The following is a 21,972-nucleotide window of genomic DNA, read 5'->3' on the forward strand; positions in this document are numbered from 1 at the left end:
CCCCACCCGACCCGATCGCCCCCCGAGGAGTTCCATGGCACTGGCCGCCATCACCGTGCAGCTGACCGGGGATCCCTCGTTCTTCACTCAGTCCCACCTTGAGCCGTGGGAGGAGTCCGCCGCCGCGGCGCGGGCCCGGGGGCACGAGGTCACCGTGCGACACCTCCCGATGGGCCCCGGCGCGCTCTGGTCCCCCTGGGTCGACGACCACCGCAGCCACCGCGCCGGGGGTGGCGATGACGACGTGCTGGTCCTCGCGCGCCCCCAGGACCGGCCCAGCCGCGACCTGCTCGCCCGCCTCGCCGAGGCCGTGGTCGCCGGCGCCGCGGTGGCGGCGCCTCGCCCGCTGCCGCTGGCGGCCGGGGAGACCGGCACGCTCGCGCTGCGGGCGTCGACCCTGCGCTCCCTCGGCGACCTCGGTGACGTCCGCGACCATGACGCGGCGCTCGCGGCCGTCCGGGCGCACGCGGCCGACCGGCCGGGCGGCACCCGGGTCGTCGGGGAGGCGACGCTCTTCCGGGACCGGCGCCTCGAGTCCGACGCGCGGCTGCGCGAGCCCGCCGCCGAGGAGCTGCGGCTCCTCGAGCGGGCGCCCGGCCCCCTGCCCACCGGTCACCCCGGCACGATGCCGGCCACCGCCCTCGCCGGTCTGCTGCACCAGGTGGGCCTCGACGAGGCCGCCCGGGAGACCCTGCACGAGCCCGCGGTCCGGCCGGGGACGCCCTTCCTCAGCGTGGTGACCCGGACCAGGGCTTCCCGCCCGTTGATGCTGGCCGACACGCTCGCCTCGCTGGCCGCCCAGACCGACCGCGACTTCGAGCTGCTGCTGGTCTGTCATCGGGTGGACGCCGCCGGCCGGCAGGCCGTGCGCGACGTGGTGGCAGAGCAGCCGGGCTGGCTGCGCGACCGGGTGCGGCTGCTGGAGTCCGAGCGGCCCGGCCGCAGCGCGCCGCTCAACGACGCGCTCGAGGCGGCGACCGGGCGCTACCTGGCCGTCCTCGACGACGACGACACCGTGCTGGGCCACTGGGTGGCGACCTTCCGCGACCTGGAGCGACAGGCGCCCGGCCGGGTGCTGCGCGCTGCCACCGCCCGCCAGCTCCACACCCAGGTCGGCCCCGACGGCGACCCCGAGGGCACCGGCCGGCCGGTCGCCACCGGGCCGGTGGAGCTGGCCTGGCCCCTGGAGTTCGACCTCGCCTCCCACCTGCACGTCAACTCCACCCCCAACATGTCGGCGGCGTTCCCGCGCGGCGTGGTGCACCAGCTCGGGCTCAGGTTCGACGAGTCACTCCCCACCACCGAGGACTGGGACTACCTGGTCCGCGCCGCGGCGCTCGCCGGTGTCGTGGACAGCCCCGAGGTGACGGCCGTCTACCGCTGGTTCACCGCCGGGTCGTCGCGGGAGGAGCACGAGACGGCCGTCTGGGACGCCGGCCACCGCCGTGTCCGCGAGGGCTTCGACCGGATGACCGTGCTGCTGCCCCCCGGCGGCGTCCGGCACGTGTCGGCCACCCACCAGGAGCTGCACAACCTCAAGGTGGCGCTCGGGGAGGCCAACGACCGGCTCTGGCTCATCGAGGGGGCACCCGACGAGGACCTCCACCAGCAGGACGTAGCGGCGCTCTCCCAAACCGCGGACCAGCTGGAGGCCGCCGTCAGACGGCTCCAGGGACGGCTGAACGAGGTGCGGGCCCTGCGGAGGCGGCTGGCTCGGTACTGAGCCGCCGAGCACCGCCCCGGCGGCGAGCCGGAAGCTGGAAGGTCAAGCCCGCCAGGAGCACGAGGACGAACCAGCCAAGCGGAATGCTCACCATGGGCTCGGTGATCCCGAACAGCAGGTGCGACACGGGTACGACCACCGCGAGCAACCCGACCGTGCGGGCGGTGGCGGCGCCGGCGGGCTCGCCGTACCGGTGTCGCCGCGCGACTCGGAGCCAGATCTCGACGAAGACCAGGGCCCCGAGGGCGACCCCGACCAAGCCCACCATCGGGTAGAGGTCGATCCACGAGTTGTGCCCGTGCGAGTAGGCGACCTCGGCCCGCTCGAAGATCTCGGTGCGCACCGGGTTGTCCCACGCGGGCGACCACTGATGCTGCCAGATCGTGCCCCAGCCGTACCCCTGCCACCTCTGCTCGGTGACGCTCTCGATCGTCGCCTGCCAGAACTGGGTCCGCCCCGAGAGCGTGACGTCGCGGCCGAGCAGTCCAACGATGCGGTCGTAGGTCAGGACCAGCGCACCTACCCCGGCCGCGAGTGCCCCCAGGGTGAGTCGGCGCGCCCATCGAGGGAGCGCGCCGACTGTCCGCGGCCAGGCCCGCGCGACCAGCGAGACCACCAGCACGGCGACCACGCTGGCCATCCCGGTACCGGAGCCGGCGAGCACTAAGCCAGCCAGGATCAGTCCCACCAGCACCGCCCACTTGACCCAGGACAACCAGCTCCGTGGGGTCAGGCAGACGGCGAACGAGAGAGCCAGGACCAAGGTGTAGGCGAGGATGTTCCGGTTCGTCCCGACCCCAGCGAGGCTGCCCTCCATACCCAGTTCCACGGCTGCGCCCGGCATCTCCTTGGCCCACGCAATGTACGACGCGACAGCGATTCCCGCGCCGCCCCACGCGATGCCCTGCGCTATCGCGTGCGCCGAGGCGTTGCTCGCGATGACCAGGGCCACCAGCGCGACCACCAGGTAGATCCGGATCGAGGACAGGGTCGAGTCCGGGGCCTGCGACCACGTCCAGGACAGTGCCGCCCACCCTAGGAAGCACACGACGGCCCACGGGATCCTCGGAGGTCGCAGGCGCCACGCGAGCAGGGTCGCCACCGCAGCGGTCACCCAGATCGTTCGCTCGAGCGACTCGGCGAACGACGGCACAAGAACGAGCGGGTTGGAGAGGTAAAAGAAGGCCACGGCTACGGCCAGCGACCACAGATCACCCGCGGGCTCCCCGCTCCTGGGAAGCGGCTGCCGGCGGAGGTCGGTACGCAGGAACACCAGCGCCGCACGCTGGCGGAGACCGCTCGGCACGCAGGTGCTCAACGCCGTCGGACCTCACTCGCCAGGACGCCCCACAGTGGGAGCCCCGGCCAGCCGCCCAGCAGGGAGGTGAGGTGGGAGCGTAAGAGCAGCACCGCAACCCCTGCGGACCCGTAAAGCGCGAACTGCTCGTTGTCCAGTTCCCCGACCAGGTGCGGACCGAGGACGGGCACGACCACAGCGGTGCACCACCAGTACGTCGGCCGGGTCCCCGGCCCCGGACCTAGGTCCAGGTCGTCCGCGCAGCGCCGTACGGAGGGAGCTACCCGGGGGGACTCCTCCCGCTCGGTGCTCACCGCTCCCCGATCTCCCGCGAGCGGACCCCAGACCAGCTCTCGTACCGTCTGTGGGTCGAAAGGATGAAGTTGACGGTGCGACGGGCCGCGTCGGCGATCTGGTAGTCCGCGGGCACCTCGGTCGGGGCCAGCCCCGCGGTCATGAACCGCACCGCCTCGACGACGTTCTCCGGGTCCAGGTCGGTCATCGGGATCGACGCGGTGTCCAGCGCTTCGGGTCGCTCGATCGAGCCACGCAGGGTGACCGCCGGGAAGCCGAGCAGCGACGACTCCTCGGCGATCGTGCCGGAGTCCGACAGCACACAGAAGCTGTTCTTCTGCAGGTTGTTGTAGTCCAGGAAGCCGAGGGGTTCGTGGAAGTCGATCCCCTCCACCGTCCGGCCCAGCGCATCGAGCCGCTTGCGGGTGCGCGGATGCGTGGAGACCAGCACCGGCAGCCCGAACTCCTTCACCGTCCGCTGCAGGCAGTCCAGCAGCGCGTGCAGCCGAGCCGGGTCGTCGACGTTCTCCTCGCGGTGCGCGCTGACGAGGATGTAGCCGCCGACTTCCAGGCCCAGGCGGGAGAGCGCGTCGGAGGCGTCGATGTCCTCCGCGTGCGCGGCCAGCACCTCCTTCATCGGCGAGCCCGTCTTGAGGATGCGGCGCGGGTGCAGGCCCTCGGCCAGCAGGTTGCGCCGGGCGTGCTCGGTGTAGACCAGGTTGTAGTCGGCGACGTGGTCGACGAGGCGACGGTTGGTCTCCTCTGGGACGTTCTCGTCGAAGCAGCGGTTGCCAGCCTCCATGTGGTAGACGGGGATCCGCATCCGCTTGGCCATCACCGCGGCCAAGCAGGAGTTGGTGTCGCCCAGCACCAGCAGCGCGTCGGGCTGCTCGGCGAGGAGCACCTCCTCGGTCTTGATCAGCACCTCGCCCAGCACCCGGCCCAGGCTGCTCGTGTCGACCCCCATGAAGTGGTCGGGCGCGCGCAGGCCGAGGTCGTCGAAGAAGACCTCGTTGAGGGTGTAGTCGTAGTTCTGGCCCGTGTGCACCAGCACGTGGTCGACGTGCTGGTCCAGGAGCTTGATCACCTCGGAGAGGCGGATGATCTCGGGGCGGGTGCCGACCACGGTCATCACCTTGGAACGGGTCATCAAACGGTCTCCTTGGTGCTGGCCGGGTCGCCGACCGGTTCGGGGGTGGTGTCCGGCGCCTCAGGGTCGAACAGGGTGTCGGTCCAGAACAGGGTGGTCAGCGTGGAGTCGCCGACGTTGGTGATGTTGTGCGACCACATGGTCGGCATGTCGATCGCCACCGGGTGCTCGCCGCTCACCTCGTGCACGACCACCTCGTCGGTGAACATCCGCCGCAGGGCGATCACCGCCGACCCCTCCAGGACGACGAAACGCTCCACCTTGTGCAGGTGGAAGTGCTCGCCCCGGGTCACTCCCGGCACCGTGGTGGAGACGAACGTCTGTCCGCCCTGGCCATGGGCCCTGACCGTCTCGACCAGGCGACCGCGCTGGTCGGAGCGCGGGGTCAGGGAGATCGGCCCGCGCTCGGGGAAGAGCCGCGCACGGTAGGTGTTGAACAGGTCGCGGGCGAGCGTGCTGGAGATGTCAGGCACGTCCCCGGTCTCCGGGTAGAGCGCGTGGAACCCGGTCAGCGTCTCCAGCACCTCCAGCACGGAGGTCTGCTCGGTGGTCAGCACCACCGGCGCCAGCGGGTCCTGCGCGGCACCCACCAGCGCAGCGGCTGCCCCTTGGGCGTGCAGCAGGGCGATCTCCCGGTCGTCGACCCGGGGCATCTCGCCGCGCACGACCTTGTCGACGAAGGTGGCCACGAAGGAGTTGTAGCCCGGACGGCCGTGCTCCCCGAACAGGTTCGGCAGCGCGACGTCGACGAAGGCGACGCCGGCGGACCGGGCACAGTCGGCCAGGACGGCGCCCGCGCGCTCCTTGCCCTCGGCGTACGGCGTCCCGTTGCCGACCTGCACCGAGTTGGCGAAGACCAGGGTGGGCGCTGGCCCCTCGACACGGGCCACCGCCTCGGCGACGTCACGGGCGAGCCGCTCGTTGCCCGAGACCAGCTCGTCGGGCTCGGCCCGGTTCAGCCCCGCCAGGTGGAGCACCGCGCCGGCGCTCGCGACCAGCTCGGGCAGCCGCTCCCAGTCGCCCCGCCCGACGGGGACCACCTCGTGGTCGGTGGTCGCCCGTAGCCGGCAGCGCACGTGCCAGCCGAGGAACCCGTCGGCTCCGGTGACGACGACCTTCATCCGGTCAGCCCTCATCCGGCCAGGGCCGGGTCCCCGGCCACCTCGGGGATGGTCCGGAGCAGGTCCCGGGTCTGGGCGACGTCCATCGCCGGGACGGAGTCGGAGGAGTAGTCGACGCTCTCGTCGATCTCCTCCTCCCCCTCGGTGAAGTACTTCTCGTACTGCAGGCCACGGGTGTCCAGCGGGATCCGGAAGTAGTCGCCCTGATCCTCGGCCTTGGCCAGCTCCTCGCGGGTCAGCAGCGTCTCGTGCAGCTTCTCTCCGTGCCGGGTGCCGATGTGCAGCATCTTCGGGTCCTCGAGGCCGAAGAGGCTCGCGACCGCGAGGGCGAGGGTCTCCACGGTGGCCGCCGGCGCCTTCTTGACGAAGAGGTCCCCGGGGCGGGCGTGGGCGAAGGCGTGCGTGACCAGGTCGACCGACTCGGCCAGGGACATCAGGAACCGGGTCATCCGCGGGTCGGTGATGGTCAGCGGCTCGCCCGCCTTCAGGGCGGCGATGAACGCCGGGATCACCGAGCCGCGGCTGTACATCACGTTGCCGTACCGGGTCACCGAGACGGTGAGGTCGGAGTCGGGGTGGTTGCGGGCGTATGCCTGGGCGGTCTTCTCCATCAGCGCCTTGGACATCCCCATCGCGTTGACCGGGTAGACGGCCTTGTCGGTGCTGAGCAGGACCACCGAACGCACGTTCGCCTCGTCGGAGGCGGTGATCACGTTGTGGCTGCCGTTGACGTTGGTCTTCACCGCCTGCTCGGGGAAGAACTCGCAGGAGGGGACCTGCTTGAGAGCCGCCGCGTGGAAGACGAAGTCGGCGTCGCGGACCGCGGTGCGGACCGACTCTATGTCCCGGACGTCACCGAGGAAGAACCGCATCCGCTCGTCGTTGACCTTGCGGCGCATCTCGTCCTGCTTGGCCTCGTCCCGGCTGAAGATGTTGATCCGTTCGGCACCGGACTGGAGCAGGTGACGCGCCATCACCGAGCCGAACGAGCCCGTGCCGCCGGTGATGGTGACGACCTTCCCGGCCACCGCGTCGCCGATCGCGGGCACGGCGGCTGCCACCTCGTCAGCGGTCGTGGCGTCCGGGGTCAACTGGGTGCTCATCGAGAATCTCCTAGTGGGTGGTGTGCTGGGGAGCGGCGTGGCCACTCCGGTCGAGGAAGGCCTGGATCGCGTCGGTGACCCGGGCGAACTGGTCGTCGGTCAACGCGGAGCCGCTGGGCAGGGAGAGGCCGGTGCGGAAGAGTCGCTCGGAGACCCCGGTGGTGTAGGCGGGCCGATCGGCGAAGACGGGCTGCAGGTGCATCGGCTTCCAGAGCGGCCGGGCCTCGATGTCGAGCTCGGCCAGGTGCACGCGCAGGTCGTCGGCGCCCCACCCGACCAGCTCTTCGTCGACGACCACCGAGGTGAGCCACCAGTTGTCATGGTCCTGCTCGGTCTCGACGCGGCCGGGCTCGCGACCCAGGACCCTGATTCCCGGCAGCACCCCCAGGAGCGCCTCGTACCGGTCCCGCCAGCCGCGTCGGCGCGCCATCATCTGGGGCAGCCGCTCGAGCTGGGCCCGGCCGAGGGCGGCCAGCACGTTGGACATCCGGTAGTTGTAGCCGATGTCGACGTGCTCGTAGTGGACGACCGGCTGGCGCGCCTGGGTGGCCAGGTAGCGGATCCGGGCCGCCATCTCGGTGTCGTCGCAGACGAACGCGCCGCCGCCCGAGGTGGTCATGATCTTGTTGCCGTTGAACGAGACGATCGCGGCGACGCCGTCCTGTCCGGCCCGGCGACCGTCCCTGACTGCGCCGAGCGACTCCGCAGCGTCCACGACGAGCGGGATGCCGTGGCGCTCCGCGACCTCCGAGATCGCCCCGTGGTCGGCGATCCGGCCCAGCAGGTCGACCGGGACGATCGCGGAGACCGTCGCCCCTTGGGCGAGCTGGTCGGTCACCGCCTTCTCCAGCAGCGTCGGGTCGACGTTGCCGGTCTCGTCGGAGTCGACGAACACAGGCGTCGCCCCGGTGTAGGTGATGGCGTTGGCGGTCGCCGCGAAAGTCATGCTGGAGGTGACCACCACCGTGCCGGGCCCGACCCCCAGGGTGAGCAGGGCGAGGTGGAGGGCGGCGGTGCCGGAGGAGAGCGCCACCGCGCAAGCGCGTCCGGTCTCGACCGCGAGCTCCTCCTCGAAGGCATCCACCTCCGGGCCCAGCGGCGCCACCCAGCCGGACCTGATCGCGCGGACGAGCGCGGCCTCTTCGCTGTCTCCCACGTCGGGAGAGGACAAGAAGATCCTCGAGCTCACTGATCTCCTCCTGGAGGGTCGCTCTCGAGCGCGACCGGTGGGGCCTCGCGTTGGGGCAGGCGCTCGAGACCACCGAGCTCGGTCGGGGCCACGGCCGGGACCGAGACGCTGCGGACCATCCTGTGATCGGTGGCCGAGGCGACCTCGTCGTCGCTGAAGAGCACCTCGTGCAGCTTCTCGCCCGGTCGCAGACCGGTGAACACGATCTCCACCCCGCGCGCGCCGGAGTGCCGGATCATCCGCTTGGCAACGTCGAGGATCCGCACGGGGGAACCCATCTCGAGCACCATCACCTCACCGGCCTGGCCCATCGAGCCTGCCTGGATGACGAGCTCGCAGGCCTCCGGGATGGTCATGAAGTAGCGGGTCACCTCGGGGTGGGTGACGGTCACCGGGCCACCCGCGGCGATCTGGGCGTTGAAGGTGTGCAGCATGGAGCCCCGGGAGCCCAGGACGTTGCCGAACCGCACGCTCATGTACGGCCGCCCCGTCTCCTGGGCGTGCCAGGCGGTGAGCTGCTCGGCCAGGCGCTTCGTTGCCCCCAGCACGCTGGTGGCGGCAGCAGCCTTGTCGGTGGAGACGTTGACGAAGCGCTCGACCTCGAACTCCGACGACAACGCGAGCAGGTTGAGGGTGCCGAGCACGTTGGTCTTCCAGCCCTCCGCCGGAAAACGCTCCAGCATCGGCAGGTGCTTGAGCGCGGCCGCGTGGAAGACCACCTCGGGTCGGTGCTGCTCGAAGATCCGGCGCAGGCTCTCCCGGTCACGGATGTCCACGAGCACCGTGTCGGGCCCGTCGAGGAGTCCGTGCCCATGCACCGCGAGCTGGACTCCGTGCAGCGCCGACTCGTCGCGGTCGAGCATGATCATCGAGTCCGGTCCGAAGTGGTGCACCTGTCGTGCCAGCTCGGAGCCGATGGAACCGCCCGCGCCGGTGATGAGCACGCGCTTGCCGGTCAGGTAGCCAGCGATGGAGGCCAGGTCGGTCGTGACCTGGTGACGGCCGAGCACGTCGCCGATCTCGACCGGGCGGATCGCGCTGGCGTCGACCCCGGTGCCCAGCAGCTCGGCGACCCGGGGAAGGACGAAGAAGTCCAGCCCGCAGGCCGCGGCGTCGTCCTGGACCCGGCCGACGAAGTCGCCTGACGCCCCCGGGATCGCCAGGATCACCGCGGTCGCGCCGGCCTCCTCGGCGGCCTCCGCGAGCTGGGCTCCGGTGCCGAGGACCGGCACGCCTTGGATGCGCAGGTTCCGCTTGCCGGGGTTGTCGTCCAGCAGCCCGACGACCCGGAGGTCCAGACCGGGACGACGCTCCGCACGCAGCAGGTGCAGGACCTGGCGACCCGCGTCGCCCGCGCCGTAGACGAGGACGGGCCGGGCGCTGCCGGCCTCCCCGACCTCGTCCGCACGGCTGCGCAGCGAGCGGTAGTACCACCGTCCGGCGGCGGCGATCAGGAGGGCGACGGGAGGGACCAGCACCGGGACGCTGCGGGGCAGGGTCTCGTTGAGCAACGGCGTGGACAGCAGACCGACGAACCCCACGATGCCGACGTGCACCGCCAGCCCCGCGGCCTCGTCGAACGAACCGACCAGGAAGCGACCACGGTAGAACTTCGTCGCGTAGCCGACCACCAGCAGCAGCAGAGCGCTGACCGCCCAGTAGCGGAGCACCGACTCCCACTGCACCTCACTGATCGTGAAGTCGTGCCGCACCCCGAGCACGACCGCGGTGGCCAGGCTCCAGCTGAGGATGTCGAAGGACGCCAACGCTCCGCGCCTCATCCATGGAGACATGCGACTACTTTCCCTCGCGGCGTTCCCACACCAACCCTGTGACTTGTCGGGCGATCGTAACGCGCCACGACAGCGGGCCCGAAAAGGCCGTGCGGTGTACGCGTCAGGCACACCGGCGGGCGAGCTCCAGGACCCGCGGGCCTGTGCCGCCTCGTTCTTGTGCCTGAGCACGAACTCCTGCCCGGACCGGCCCTGGGCGTGCAGGTCCTCGAGGGTGCGCCCGAGGTGGTGACGCAGCGCCTCGGCGCCCCCTTGGTGACCGGCGCCGTCGATCGTGGCGACGTGGTCGTAGTACTCCTGCGGCATGCCCGGCAACCGCGTGGTGAGCACCGCGGTCCCGGAGGCCAGGTACTCCATGTTCTTGGACGGGAACGACAGCGCGGTGAACTGCCCGACGGTCGGGCGGGGGTTCACCAGGAGCCAGGCGCGCTGCTCGGCGTCGACCACGTGGTCGATCGGCGCCACGCCCCGGTAGCTGATGCTGGGATCCTCACCGGCGACCTCGCGGAGCCGGTCTGCGTAGTCGCCGTTGCCGTAGACGACCAGTCGGGCGCCCACGGTGCGGGCCGTCTCCGAGGCCTGGAAGCCACGCACCAGGTCCTCCAGTCCGTACTCGACCCGGAGCGCTCCGGCGTACAGGACGGTGGGCACAGGTTCCTTGCCGGCCAGGTGGCCGGGCCGGTGCTCCATCCGGGAGTCCACCAGGCCCTCCATCACGATGTGCGGCCGGCCGGCCGGGTTGACCAACGGATCCATCTGCTCGGTAAGCAGCACGAAGCCGTCCACCTCCCGGTAGACCCGCGCCATCACGCGACGCACCAGCCGGTGAACGGGGTTGCGCGTGCCGCCGCACGAGTCCGAGACGTCCGCCATGAACGAGTACACGTCGCAGAGCACGGCGAGCCGGCTGATCCGACGGCCCCGAGCGGCCAGCAGCACGCCGGGGAGCGCCGTGACGTAGGCGCCGTCGACCACCAGCACCCGCTCGGCCGCCTTCCGGGTGCGCCACCGCCAGGCCAGCACGCCGAGGCCAGGGAGACTGCCAGCCACAGCTGCTTGAGTCCGCGCACGTTCGGGAAGCCCCGGTGGTCGACGCTGCGCTGCCCCTCACCATCCTCCACCACCCGCGGCCACCATCCGCCCTGGTGGAACCGGGGTGTGACACCGCGCCCCACCAGCGAGTGGACCCGGCAGCCCTCCTCGACGAGGCCGCGCTGGACCAGGGAGTGGAACTTGAAGCCGGCTTCGGGCATCCCGTAGGTCACGTCCTGCACGCCCGGCCGCAGGCGCCCCTTCATGGCGGCGAACTCCCCGGCCGAGGGCACCGACGAGACATAGAGGACCTCGGTGGCCGATGCGTCTCGACTCCTCGGCACCGCGCGATCGTAGCCCCCGGTCCGACGCCGTGAGGACCCCCGGCACACTGTGGCCCATGTCATCGAGCCCTGTCACCGACGCCCCGTTCGTCACCGCCGCGACCGCCGGCGGCGTGGCCACGATCACCCTCGACTCCCCGCACAACCGCAACGCGCTCTCCCGCAAGCTGGTGACCGAGCTCTACGAGCACCTCGAGGCCGCGGCGACCGACGACGCCGTCCGCGTCGTGCTGATCCAGTCCTCCGGCAAGGTCTTCTGCTCCGGCGCCGACCTCTCCGAGGCGGCCACCACCAGCATGGAGGAGGGCACCCGCCGCATCATCGCGCTGCAGCGGCTCGTCGCGACCATGCCCAAGGTCGTCGTGACCAAGAACCTGGGCGCCGTCCGCGCCGGCGGCATCGGCCTCGTGGCCGCCGCCGACATCGCGGTCAGCGCCGAGGAGGCGACCTTCGCCCTCACCGAGGTCAAGCTGGGCCTGGCTCCGGCCATCATCAGCCTCACGGTCTTCCACCGGATGAGCCCGCGGGCCGCGGCGCTCACGGCGCTGGGCGGCGAGGTCTTCACCGGCGCCCAGGCGGCGGAGTTCGGCCTGGTCACCCAGGCGGTGCCCGCGGCCGAGCTCGACGCGGTGGTGGCGCGGCTCTGCGCCGACGTGGCCACCGGCGCCAACCAGGGCATCCGGGAGACCAAGGGCATCCTCAACGCCGGCCTGGTCGCGCGGATCGACGAGCTCGGCGACGACATGTCCGCGCTGAGCACCCGGCTCTTCGGCTCCGACGAGGCCCGCGAGGCGATGACCGCCTTCCTGAGCCGCAAGAAGTAGCAGGCAACCCTTTCCCCCTGCCGACGGGTAGTAGGGGGCATGACCGTCCTGTCTGCCCACGAGACCCGGGAGGGGCCAGTGCCCGAGCCCGTCGGCTTCGACGACTTCGTCGCGGCCCGGTCCCCCCACCTGCTGCGGACCGCCTACCTGCTCACCCGGGACCACGCCCTGGCCGAGGACCTGCTCCAGACGGCGCTGGCCAAGGCGTGGTTCGCCTGGCGGCGGATCGACGGGCACCCCGAGCCCTACGTCCGGCGCATCCTGGTCACCACCTACGCCTCCTGGTGGCGCCGCCGGTGGAACGACGAGCGACCCACCGGGGAGCTGCCGGAGAACGGCACCGCGGACACCACCGGAGCCGCCGAGGACACCCACGACCTGTGGACCGCGATGGGCCGGCTGCCGCGCCGGATGCGTGCCGTCGTGGTGCTGCGCTACTTCGAGGACCTCTCCGTCGAGGAGACGGCCGCGCTGCTCCAGTGCTCGACCGGGACGGTCAAGAGCCAGACCAGCAAGGCGCTGGCCAAGCTGCGGATCGACCCTGCTCTCGGCGACGCCCGACCGGACGGAGACCTGCGATGAACGACCTCGACGACCTGCGCACCGCGCTGCACGACCGCGCCCACGGCCTCGCCGCCCCGCTCAACGCCGGCACCCGGACCTCGCAGGTGCGCGGCCGGGTCCGCGCCGCCCGGCGGCGCCGTACCGCCGGGGTGGCGGTGGTCGCCGCAGCCGTGGTCGCCGCCGTCGCCCTGGCGCCGGCGCTGCTCCCCGGGGACCGGGCGCCCGGCCCCGCCTCCGTGCCCACCGAGCTCGCCGGGCACCCGGTGCCGGAGACGATCGAGGCGGCCGGGTGGACCTACGAGTACGCCGGCTCGGTCACGGGCACCGACCAGGTGGAGCTCGACCTGGAAGGCCTGGGCCACCCGATCGTGATCGCCTGGGCCAACGAGGCGGTCCCACCGCCGGGTGAGCTGGAGGCCTGGAAGGTCGCGGAGCCCGACGGGGACGTCTACCAGCCGACGGCGGCGGACTTCTCGCAGTACTGGCGGGCGGACGCGGGCGAGGAGGGGACCTTCGAGTTCCACGGCCCGGGCGTGAACGCGCTGGCCTTCTACGAGCTCTCCGACGAGCGTCCGCCCGGCGTGACCGTGGAGGGTCTCACCTTCCGCGACCGGGTCGCCGGCGACCGGTTGATCGTCGCCGACGCGGTGCGGGGGCAGGAGTCGCTGCGGCTCCCCGTGGAGGTGCCCGACGGCGCCCTCCGGTTCGGTGCGGTCTGCTCAGGCACCGAGGAGTCCGTCCAGTACGAGCTCCTGCTCGAGGGTGAGCCCGTGGTCTCCGGCGGCAGCTGCACCGACGAGGTCACCTTCGACCCCGGCACCGTCACGCTGGCCACCCTGACCGACGGGGTGGAGACCGAGGCCGGTCGGCTCGCGCCCGGCGAGATCGTGCAGGCGGAGGTGCGGCTCGCCGATGCCGACGGTCGCCCGGTGGAGGGATCCGACGCCCTGCTCGCCGCGGGGTTCTACGAGGTGGCCGAGCCGGCCAGCCTGCTGGAGCCTGGCGGGGTGCCGTTGCCCGAGCTGGTGGAGGTGGACGGGGTGACCTGGACGCTGGCACAGGCCAGCAGTGGCGACCTCGGAAGGCTCCGGACCCGGACCCGGACCGTCGACGAGCCGTCCATGGGATACGCGTTCGCCTCCGGGATTCCGAGGAGGTCCGAGGCCGTCGTCACCGTCGACGGTGAGATCCGAAGCACCATGCAAGGAGGCGGCGGCATGGGTCCCTTCTTCCTCCCCGCGGGCAGCCGGATCGACGTCCGGGTCGATGACCTCCCGGCGGGCGAGAACTCCACCCTGGGCACGGCGGTCTACACACGGACGCCCTGACGCCCCGCGGGCGCGGGGTCGGTAGTCTTGACGACTTGCCGAAACCGCGTCCGCGGTCGCACAGGAGTGAGGAAGCCGAGTTGTCCGAAGAGCTCGTCGAGCGGGAGATCGCCACCGAGCAGGCGTTCGTCGACCGGGTCTACCTGCAGCTGGAGAAGTCCGCTGCCGCCGCGCAGCAGCTCGCCAAGGAAGGGCACAGCCGCGCCCACCTCGGCCACGAGGGCGGACTGGTCGAGCGTGACGCGATGGTCTTCCAGGCGTCCCGGCGGATGGCCCAGCTCGACGCTGCGCACGAGGGGCTGGTCTTCGGCCGCCTCGACCTGCGCGACGAGCTCGACCCCGAGCCTCGCTACGTCGGCCGGATCGGCCTGCGCGACGAGCACCGGGACTCCCTGCTGATCGACTGGCGCGCCCCGGCCGCCGCCGTCTTCTACCAGGCCACGGCCGCCACCCCCCAAGGCGTCATCCGCCGCCGGGTGCTCCGCTCGGACCACCACACGGTCGTCGGTGTGGAGGACGAGCTGCTCGACGCCGAGGCGCTGGCGGAGTCCGGACGCGACCTGCCGATCGTCGGCGAGGGGGCCCTGATGGCCCAGCTCTCCCGCGCCCGCGACCGCTCCATGCACTCCATCGTGGCCACCATCCAGGCCGAGCAGGACCGGGCGATCCGGGCGCCCGGCAAGGGCGTGGTCGCGATCTCCGGCGGCCCCGGCACCGGCAAGACCGTGGTCGCCCTGCACCGGGCCGCCTACCTGCTCTACTCCGACCGCCGCCGCTACGAGACCGGCGGGGTGCTGGTGGTGGGTCCCAGCGGCGTCTTCATGCGCTACATCGAGCGGGTGCTGCCCTCGCTCGGCGAGACCGCGGTGGCGCTGCGCTCGCTCGGCGAGGTGGTCGACGGGGTGCGCGCGACCCGGCACGACGTGCCGGAGGTCGCCGCGGTCAAGGGAGCGGCCCGGATGGCCGAGGTGCTGCGCCGCGCCGCGCGGCAGCAGGCCCCGGGCAGCCCCCGGGAGTTCCGGATCTTCTGGCGTGACGACAACCTCCACCTCGACGCCGCCGTGCTGCGCCGGGTGCGCGGCCAGCTGATGAGCCAGGGGCGCCGCAACCGGCAGCTCCCCCGGGTCGCCAACGCCCTGCTCGACGCGCTGTGGCGTCAGGTCCGCGGCGAGCGCGGGCGCGAGCGGGGACGCGAGCACTTCGACGACGACCTGCTCTCAACCCCCTCCTTCGTCGACTTCGCCGCCGCCTGGTGGCCGCCGCTGGAGGCCCGCGACGTGCTGGGCTGGCTGCGCGACCCGGCGTTCCTGGCGCGGGTCGCCGAGGGCGTGCTCAGCACGGAGGACCAGAAGCTGCTGCTGAGGTCCTGGCAGGAGGCGGACCCCGAGGGACGCGGGCTGCTGCCGACGCGCCCCGGCGCGTCCGAGCCGCTCAGCGTCGAGGACGTCGCGCTCCTCGACGAGCTGCGCTACCTGCTCGGCGACGTGCCCCAGCGCACCGACGCCGACCACGACCTCGACGACACCCTCGCCTACCGCGACGGCGGCGTCGACCTGCAGGAGCTGACCACCGCCTCCGACCGTGAGTACGCGCCCCGCGGCCGCGCCTGGACGCCGCCGCTGCACCGGCTCGACGACGACCCCTTCGCCCACGTGCTGATCGACGAGGCCCAGGACCTCACCCCGATGCAGTGGCGGATGGTCGGCCGCCGGGGCCGGGCGGCGTCGTGGACGATCGTCGGCGACCCGGCTCAGTCCTCGTGGCCGGTGCGCGAGGAGGCCGACGCCGCCCGCACCGCCGCCCTGGAGGGCAAGCAGGTGCACGCCTTCCACCTGTCGAAGAACTACCGCAACTCCGCCGAGATCTACGACTACGCCGCGGCGTACGCCCGACGGGCGGGCCTGGACGCCGACCTCCCGGAGGCGGTCCGCTCCACCGGGGAGGCGCCCGTGGAGCGCGAGGCGGGAGCCGACCTGCGCGAGGCGGTGCGCACGGCGGTCGGCGAGATCGCTGCCCGGGTCAGCGGCACGGTCGGCATCGTGGTGCCCGCCGAGCGCCGCTCGCTGGTCAACGGGTGGCTGGCCTCCTGGCCGGAGTTCGCCGAGGACGCCAAGGGGGCCCGGGCGGCCGTCGACCCGTCGGTGCCGCCCTCGGGGGACGACCGGGTCGTGGTGCTGACCGGGCTGGACACCAAGGGGCTGGAGTTCGACGGGATCGTGGTGGTCCGGCCGCAGGAGATCGAGACCGAGTCGGCCACCGGGCGCGCGACGCTCTACGTGGTGCTGACCCGCGCCACCCAGCTGCTCACCGTGCTGCGTTGAGCAGCCAGACGGCCCGACGCTCCTCCAGCGTCAGGACGGACTCCTCGAGGACCTTCTGCAGCACGGTCGACTTGCCGGCCACGTAGGTCTCGACGTCCATCTCCGGCTGGGCGGCGAGCATCGTCTTGACGGCGGCGTACTCGTCACGCAGGTCGTCGCGGGCCCGCAGCACGTCGCGCACCGCGAGGTGGTTGCGCAGGGCCAGCGTGCCGGTCAGGCAGACGTAGACGTTGCGCCGGGGCTCCTGGTCGGGCGCGCTGAACGCCTCCCGCCCGGTGACCCCGAGGTCGCCACGGTGCAGGTAGCCGATCGACTCCAGGGCGTCGATCGCCGCCTCCGTGTCCGGGCCGTCGACCACCACGTCGACGTCGAGCACCGGCTTGGCGGCCAGGCCCGGCACCGAGGTCGAGCCCACGTGCTCGACCCGGGCGGAGGGCACCTCGCGCAGCGCCTCGCGCAGCTCGGCCGCGACCTCCTCGAACTGCACGGCCCAGGCGGGCGACCACGGCACGATCTCGATCATGGCGCCATCCTCTCCCCCGGCCCACCAATCCGACGAGGCCCCGGCGCCGAACCTCTGCCATGTCTTGGACCTCCCGCGCTCGCAGCGCCCTCGCGGGGATCCTCGCCGCGCTCACCGGTGCCGCCGCCGGCCACCTCGCCGCCGCCCTCACCGACCCCGCCACCTCGCCGGTGCTGGCGATCGGGTCGCAGGTCATCGACCTCACCCCGACCCCGGTCAAGGAGTGGGCGGTGGCGCAGTTCGGCACCGCCGACAAGCCGATCCTGATCGGCAGCGTCCTGGTCGGCACGCTGCTGCTGGCCGCGCTGGCCGGGGTGCTGGCCGGGCGCCGGCTCTGGTGGGGCGTCGCCGCCCTCGGCGTCCTCGCCGCGGTGGCGGGCTGGGTCGCCGTGGCTCGCCCGGGGCAGGGGCCGCTCGCGGCCCTCCCCGCCGTGGTCACGGCCGTGGTGGGGATCCCGGTCCTGGTGCGGCTGACGCCGACGACGGCCGGGGCACCGGCGTCGGGAGGGGCCGGACGCCGGGCCTTCCTGGTCGCCGCCGGCGTCGCGGTGGCACTGGCGGCCGGCGGGGAGTGGCTGGCCCGGGCCCGCACCCGGATCGCCGACGTGGTGCTGCCCGCCGCCGCCCGCCGGGCGCCGCCGCTGCCGGCCGGGCTGGAGGGGGAGGTCCCGGGGATCTCCCCCTTCCGCACCCCCACCCGCGACTTCTACCGGATCGACACCCGCCTCACCCTGCCGATCGTCGACCTCGACTCCTGGCGCCTCACGATCGACGGCGACGTGCCGCGCCGGGTCGAGCTCTCCTTCGACGACCTGCTGGGGATGGACCTGGTCGAGCGGGACATCACCATGACCTGCGTCAGCAACGAGGTGGGCGGCGAGTACGTGGGTGCCGCGAGGTGGCTGGGCGTCCCGCTGCCCCGCCTGCTGGCGATGGCCGGGGTGCGCCGGACCTCCGACACCGGGGCCGACCAGCTCCTGTCGACCGACGTCGACGGCTTCACCATCAGCACCCCCCTGGAGGTGGTGCTGGACGGCCGCGACCCGCTGGTGGCGGTCGGCATGAACGGCGACCCCCTCCCCCGCGAGCACGGCTTCCCGGTCCGGCTGGTCACCCCCGGCCTCTACGGCTACGTCGGCTCCACCAAGTGGCTGACCCGGCTGACCCTGACCGGCTACTCGGCGCAGGAGGCCTACTGGACCGAGCGCGGCTGGGCCACCGAGGGGCCGGTCAAGGTCTCCAGCCGGATCGACACCCCCCGCCCGCTGGCCGAGGTGCCGGCGGGGGCGACCGTGGTCGGCGGGGTCGCCTGGGCGCAGCGCCGCGGCATCGAGCGGGTCGAGCTGCGCGTCGACGGCGGAGCCTGGCAGGAGTGCGAGATCGGGCCGGACGCGGGGATCGACTACTGGCGGCAGTGGTTCTACCGCTGGGACGCCACCCCCGGCTCCCACCGGCTGGCGGTCCGCGCGAGGACCGCCGACGGCGAGGTCCAGACGGCCGTCCGGGCGGCGCCCTTCCCGGAGGGCTCCAGCGGCGTCCAGGAGATCGTCGTCCGGGTCGCCTGAGCCGGCCCGGGAACTTTTCTTCCGATCCGACCAATCCGCCTCCCGCCCGGCCCCGAATCCCTCCCGACACCGACCGAGAAGGTCACCCCCGAGCAAAGGACGAGCACCATGCGCACCACGACCCGCTCCATGACCCGCACCGGCGGACTGGCCGCACTGGCCCTGACCCTCTCCCTCGGTCTCGCGGCCTGTGGCGACGACGGCGACAGCGACAGCAGCGCCAGCGACACCACCACCTCCTCGAGCCCGATGGAGTCGGAGTCCCCGATGGAGTCCCCCAGCGAGTCGATGTCCGGCTCGGCCAGCATGGACGAGGACGCGGCGTTCGGTGAGGCCTGCGCCTCCCTGCCGGCCGACGGCCCCGGCTCCGTGACCGTGATGGCGGAGGAGCCGGTCGCCACCGCGGCCTCCGGGAACCCGCTGCTCAAGACGCTGGTCACCGCCGTCACCGAGGCCGAGCTGGTCGACACCCTCAACAACGCCGAGGAGCTGACCGTCTTCGCCCCGACCGACGAGGCGTTCGCCAAGATCCCGAAGAAGGACCTCAAGGCCCTGCTCAAGGACAAGCAGGCGCTGACCCAGGTGCTGACCCACCACGTGGTCGAGGGCGAGCTGGAGCCCGACGAGATCGCCGGCGAGCACACCACCCTCAACGGCGACACCGTCGAGGTGACCGGCGAGGGCGAGATGTGGCAGGTCGGCGACGAGATGGCCCAGGTCCTCTGCGGCAACGTCGAGACCGCCAACGCCAAGGTCTACGTCATCGACACCGTGCTGATGCCCTGACCGGCCCTGGCCTCCTGCTGTTACATGGATCCCATGAGCCACCTCTCTCCCGTCCCCTCCGGTCCGCCGGGGGGGACGGGTGACGAGCTCGCCGCGCTGCTCCACCTCGCCGCCCGCGGCGACGAGCAGGCGTTCGCGTCGGTCTACGACGCCACCGCGCCGCGGGTGCACGGGCTGGTGCTGCGCGTGCTGCGCGACCCCGCCCAGTCGGAGGAGGTGACCCAGGAGATCTACCTGGAGGTCTGGCGGACGGCGGCGCGGTTCGACACCGCGCGCGGGTCCGCGCTGGCCTGGCTGATGACCATGGCCCACCGCCGGGCCGTCGACCGGGTGCGGGCCGCCCAGGCCGCCACCCGGCGGGAGACCACCTACCACGAGCAGAACCAGGAGGTGGCGCACGACGTCACCTCCGACGCGGCGACCGCCGCCCTGGACGCCCACCGGGTGCGCCAGGCGCTGGAGTCGCTGACAGACGTGCAGCGCGAGGCCGTCGGCCTCGCGTTCTTCGGTGGCTACACGCACACCGAGGTGGCCCAGCTGCTCGACCTCCCGGTCGGCACGGCCAAGACCCGCATCCGGGACGGACTGATCCGGCTGCGCGACCAGATGGGAGTGGCGTCATGAGCGACATCCACGCCCTCTCCGGTGCCTACGCGATCCACGCCGTCGACGAGGTCGAGCAGGCGAAGTTCGAGCGGCACCTCGAGGGGTGCTCCGAGTGCCGCGCCGAGGTGGACTCGTTCCGGGAGGCGACGGCGCTGCTGGCCGGCCTGGCCGCGCTCGACGCCGCCGCCCCTCCCCCCGACCTGCGCGGCCGGGTCCTGAGCGGGATCCGCACGGTGCGGCCGCTGCCGCCCCGGTCCGAGGCCGGCGGACGCCGCTCGGCCGACCGCGGACGGCGCTGGCTGCCGGCCACGGTCGCCGCGGCGGTCGCGGTGCTCGGGCTCGGCGTCGGCATCGGTGTCGCGGTCTGGCCCGAGGACGACGCCGGCGGGTCCTCGCGCGTGCTGACCGCCAGCGACCGGGTGCTGGCCGACACCGACGCCGACCGGGTGGTGCTCGAGCTGGGCGAGGCCCGGGCCACGCTCGTCCGGTCCCGTGCCGAGGGCCGGGCGGTGCTGGTCACCGAGGCGATGCCGCCGGCCCCCGACGGCAAGGTCTACGAGCTGTGGTTCCAGACCCCCGACGACGACATGGTGCCCGCGGGCCTGATGCCGCGCCGAACCGACCAGACGGTGCTGCTCGACGGCGACGCCTCCGACGCCACCGCGGTGGGGATCACCGTGGAGCCCCGGGGCGGGTCGGCCAGGCCCACCAGCGACCCGATCGCGCTCTTCGAGCTGGGCTGAGCGCGGCCGAGGGTTGATCCCGGGCCGCTGCGCCCGTCCAATGGAGGGATGGACGCGGTCGACCGGGCCTTCGGGCGTCTCCCCCGCGAGGGGTTCCTGCCCCCGCAGGTGCGCGACCGCGCCGGCCACGACGGTCCGCTGGAGATCGGCGCGGGGCAGACCAGCTCTCAGCCGCGCACCGTCGCCGAGATGCTCCGTCTCCTCGACGTCCGGCCCGACCAGCACGTCCTCGACGTCGGGGCCGGGTCGGGCTGGACCACCGCCCTCCTCGCGCACCTGGTGGGCCCGGGGGGCCGGGTCCGCGGGGTGGAGCGGGTGGCGGAGCTGGTCGCCTTCGGCGCCGGCAACCTGGCACGCACCGGGCAGCCGTGGGCCAGCCTGGAGCCGGCGGTGCCCGGCGTGCTGGGCCTGCCCGGGCACGCGCCGTACGACCGGGTGCTGGTCTCGGCGATGGCCACCCGGCTGCCCGACGAGCTGCGCGCCCAGCTCGGCGCCGAGGGGGTGATGGTGGTGCCGGTGGACGGGGTGATGCTGCGGGTCACGCCCGAGGAGGTGACCGAGCACGGGCACTACCGGTTCGTGCCCCTACTGTGACGCGGATTGTCACTCCACGTTGCACTCGGTGTCCGTTCCGGTCTGGACCACTCGCTCGGCGGGCTCCCTGAAATCGGGGATTCCGGAGGCTCGAAGCCCCACGCCCCCGTCGCCTTCTCCAAGATGGGCGACCATGACGAGGAGCCACTCCAGCACCAATGCGGTCGCCGACCTCTTCGGTCGGGTCGAGTACCTGCTGGCGCGCTGCGCCCAGCGCGACCCCAGGGCACTGGTCCACCTCTTCGACCTCACCGGCACCCGGGTGCTCGGGCTCGCCTCCCGCGTCGCCGGCCCCGGCGAGGAGGCGCACGACGTCGTGACCGAGGTCTTCCGCGCGCTGTGGCAGGGCCACGAGGTCCCGGCGGGGGCGAGCCTGCCGTGGCTGATGCACCAGACCCACCGGGTCGCGGTGGCCCGCTCCCGGACCCGGGTCCCCCAGCAGCGCGGCGCCGCCGGCGCGGTCAGGGCGTTCCCGCCGGACCGGGGCTGGCTGCCCGGTCTGGCCGAGGACGAGCGCGAGGCCCTCTCGGAGGTCTACCTGCGCGGCCACAGCGTCGAGGTCGCCGACCAGCGGCTCGGGTGGACCCCGGGCACCGCGGTCGCCACCCTGCACCGGGCGATGCTCCACCTCGCCGAGATCCACAACGGCGCCGGCCTCCCGGTCGCCGAGGCGCACCTGTCCACCGATCGCGAGGTGCTGGCATGAGCACGGTCCACGACATGTCGGTCGCCTACGCCCTCGAGGGCCTCGAGGGGATCGAGGTGCTCCGCTTCGAGGGGCACCTGCTCGAGTGCCCGGAGTGCCGCGACGACGTGGACGACGTCCGCGACGCCGCCGAGCTGCTCTCCGTCGGCATCGAGCTCCCCACCCCCGCCGAGCTGCGCACGCGGGTCCAGGAGCTCACCAGTCTTCCGGTCGAGACCGTGCCGGAGCCCGTCCTCGCCGAGCCCGCGGCGCCACGCGAGCGTCGCCGCCGCTGGCTCTCGTCGGGGGGATGAAACGGGGGGCGAGGGAGGCTCACGCCGGGGATCCGTTGGTCCGGCCCCGGCGTGAGCCCCTCCCGTGCTCGGC

At 72.9% G+C, this 21,972-nt stretch carries 19 protein-coding genes; 12 read left to right on the forward strand and 7 right to left on the reverse strand.

Annotated elements, in window-relative coordinates:
- Positions 1-34 precede the first annotated feature (34 nt).
- Positions 35-1,723 (forward strand): glycosyltransferase, encoded by a 1,689-nt coding sequence (locus AC4BG9_RS09840; protein WP_490570917.1) that lies wholly within the window; start codon positions 35-37, stop codon positions 1,721-1,723.
- On the opposite strand, the gene AC4BG9_RS09845 is transcribed toward AC4BG9_RS09840, so the two are convergent.
- The 6 genes from AC4BG9_RS09845 to AC4BG9_RS09870 form a co-directional block, all read right to left on the reverse strand.
- Positions 1,659-2,996, reverse strand: a complete 1,338-nt coding sequence (locus tag AC4BG9_RS09845; RefSeq protein ID WP_490570918.1) for an O-antigen ligase family protein — start codon at positions 2,994-2,996, stop codon at positions 1,659-1,661. The two genes, AC4BG9_RS09840 and AC4BG9_RS09845, sit on opposite strands and share 65 nt — an antisense overlap.
- Positions 2,997-3,330: 334 nt before the next feature.
- Positions 3,331-4,464 carry a non-hydrolyzing UDP-N-acetylglucosamine 2-epimerase gene (gene wecB, locus AC4BG9_RS09850; RefSeq protein ID WP_490570919.1) on the reverse strand — a complete coding sequence of 378 codons (1,134 nt, stop codon included), beginning with the start codon at positions 4,462-4,464 and terminating at the stop codon, positions 3,331-3,333.
- The gene (locus AC4BG9_RS09855) at positions 4,464-5,585 is read right to left on the reverse strand and encodes a polysaccharide biosynthesis C-terminal domain-containing protein (RefSeq protein ID WP_490570920.1); all 1,122 of its coding nucleotides are present in this window, start codon (positions 5,583-5,585) and stop codon (positions 4,464-4,466) included. The genes wecB and AC4BG9_RS09855 overlap by 1 nt, the downstream gene beginning before the upstream one ends.
- A gap of 11 nt (positions 5,586-5,596) precedes the next feature.
- Positions 5,597-6,688 (reverse strand): SDR family NAD(P)-dependent oxidoreductase, encoded by a 1,092-nt coding sequence (locus tag AC4BG9_RS09860; protein ID WP_490570921.1) that lies wholly within the window; start codon positions 6,686-6,688, stop codon positions 5,597-5,599.
- Between the two features lie 10 nt (positions 6,689-6,698).
- Entirely contained in the window at positions 6,699-7,877 is a 1,179-nt protein-coding gene (locus tag AC4BG9_RS09865) for a DegT/DnrJ/EryC1/StrS family aminotransferase (RefSeq protein WP_490570922.1), read from the reverse strand.
- On the reverse strand, positions 7,874-10,720 hold the full coding sequence (locus tag AC4BG9_RS09870; RefSeq protein ID WP_490570923.1) for a polysaccharide biosynthesis protein: 2,847 nt from the start codon (positions 10,718-10,720) through the stop codon (positions 7,874-7,876). The genes AC4BG9_RS09865 and AC4BG9_RS09870 overlap by 4 nt, the downstream gene beginning before the upstream one ends.
- Before the next feature lie 382 nt (positions 10,721-11,102).
- Here AC4BG9_RS09870 and AC4BG9_RS09875 point away from each other — a divergent pair, with 382 nt between their 5' ends.
- From AC4BG9_RS09875 to AC4BG9_RS09890, 4 genes are all read left to right on the forward strand, one after another.
- Positions 11,103-11,870 (forward strand): enoyl-CoA hydratase-related protein, encoded by a 768-nt coding sequence (locus tag AC4BG9_RS09875; RefSeq protein WP_490570924.1) that lies wholly within the window; start codon positions 11,103-11,105, stop codon positions 11,868-11,870.
- A gap of 39 nt (positions 11,871-11,909) precedes the next feature.
- Positions 11,910-12,452: a SigE family RNA polymerase sigma factor gene (locus tag AC4BG9_RS09880; RefSeq protein ID WP_490570925.1), complete on the forward strand. Its 543-nt coding sequence runs from the start codon at positions 11,910-11,912 to the stop codon at positions 12,450-12,452.
- Positions 12,449-13,762: a hypothetical protein gene (locus AC4BG9_RS09885; RefSeq protein ID WP_490570926.1), complete on the forward strand. Its 1,314-nt coding sequence runs from the start codon at positions 12,449-12,451 to the stop codon at positions 13,760-13,762. The genes AC4BG9_RS09880 and AC4BG9_RS09885 overlap by 4 nt, the downstream gene beginning before the upstream one ends.
- Positions 13,763-13,842: 80 nt before the next feature.
- Complete coding sequence (locus AC4BG9_RS09890) at positions 13,843-16,083, forward strand: HelD family protein (protein ID WP_490570927.1); 2,241 nt, start codon at positions 13,843-13,845, stop codon at positions 16,081-16,083.
- On the opposite strand, the gene AC4BG9_RS09895 is transcribed toward AC4BG9_RS09890, so the two are convergent.
- Positions 16,067-16,606 carry a GrpB family protein gene (locus AC4BG9_RS09895; protein ID WP_490570928.1) on the reverse strand — a complete coding sequence of 180 codons (540 nt, stop codon included), beginning with the start codon at positions 16,604-16,606 and terminating at the stop codon, positions 16,067-16,069. The two genes, AC4BG9_RS09890 and AC4BG9_RS09895, sit on opposite strands and share 17 nt — an antisense overlap.
- Positions 16,607-16,665: 59 nt before the next feature.
- On the opposite strand from AC4BG9_RS09895, the gene AC4BG9_RS09900 reads away from it, so the two are divergent.
- The 7 genes from AC4BG9_RS09900 to AC4BG9_RS09930 all read left to right on the forward strand — a co-directional run bounded on the left by AC4BG9_RS09900 (position 16,666) and on the right by AC4BG9_RS09930 (position 21,899).
- A complete protein-coding gene (locus AC4BG9_RS09900; RefSeq protein ID WP_490570929.1) occupies positions 16,666-18,171 on the forward strand; it encodes a molybdopterin-dependent oxidoreductase in 1,506 nt (501 codons plus the stop codon).
- 108 nt (positions 18,172-18,279) lie between these two features.
- The gene (locus tag AC4BG9_RS09905) at positions 18,280-18,957 is read left to right on the forward strand and encodes a fasciclin domain-containing protein (RefSeq protein ID WP_490570930.1); all 678 of its coding nucleotides are present in this window, start codon (positions 18,280-18,282) and stop codon (positions 18,955-18,957) included.
- 33 nt (positions 18,958-18,990) lie between these two features.
- Positions 18,991-19,581 (forward strand): ECF RNA polymerase sigma factor SigK, encoded by a 591-nt coding sequence (gene sigK, locus AC4BG9_RS09910; protein WP_490570931.1) that lies wholly within the window; start codon positions 18,991-18,993, stop codon positions 19,579-19,581.
- Complete coding sequence (locus AC4BG9_RS09915; protein WP_490570932.1) at positions 19,578-20,306, forward strand: anti-sigma factor; 729 nt, start codon at positions 19,578-19,580, stop codon at positions 20,304-20,306. Before sigK ends, AC4BG9_RS09915 begins: the two co-directional genes overlap by 4 nt.
- A 48-nt stretch (positions 20,307-20,354) precedes the next feature.
- Positions 20,355-20,900 (forward strand): protein-L-isoaspartate O-methyltransferase family protein, encoded by a 546-nt coding sequence (locus tag AC4BG9_RS09920; protein WP_490570933.1) that lies wholly within the window; start codon positions 20,355-20,357, stop codon positions 20,898-20,900.
- Positions 20,901-21,033: 133 nt separating this feature from the next.
- A complete protein-coding gene (locus tag AC4BG9_RS09925; RefSeq protein ID WP_490570934.1) occupies positions 21,034-21,606 on the forward strand; it encodes an RNA polymerase sigma factor in 573 nt (190 codons plus the stop codon).
- The gene (locus tag AC4BG9_RS09930; RefSeq protein ID WP_490570935.1) at positions 21,603-21,899 is read left to right on the forward strand and encodes a zf-HC2 domain-containing protein; all 297 of its coding nucleotides are present in this window, start codon (positions 21,603-21,605) and stop codon (positions 21,897-21,899) included. Before AC4BG9_RS09925 ends, AC4BG9_RS09930 begins: the two co-directional genes overlap by 4 nt.
- Positions 21,900-21,972 lie beyond the last annotated feature (73 nt).

It is taken from the genome of Nocardioides sp. Z40_12, from assembly GCF_058215795.1.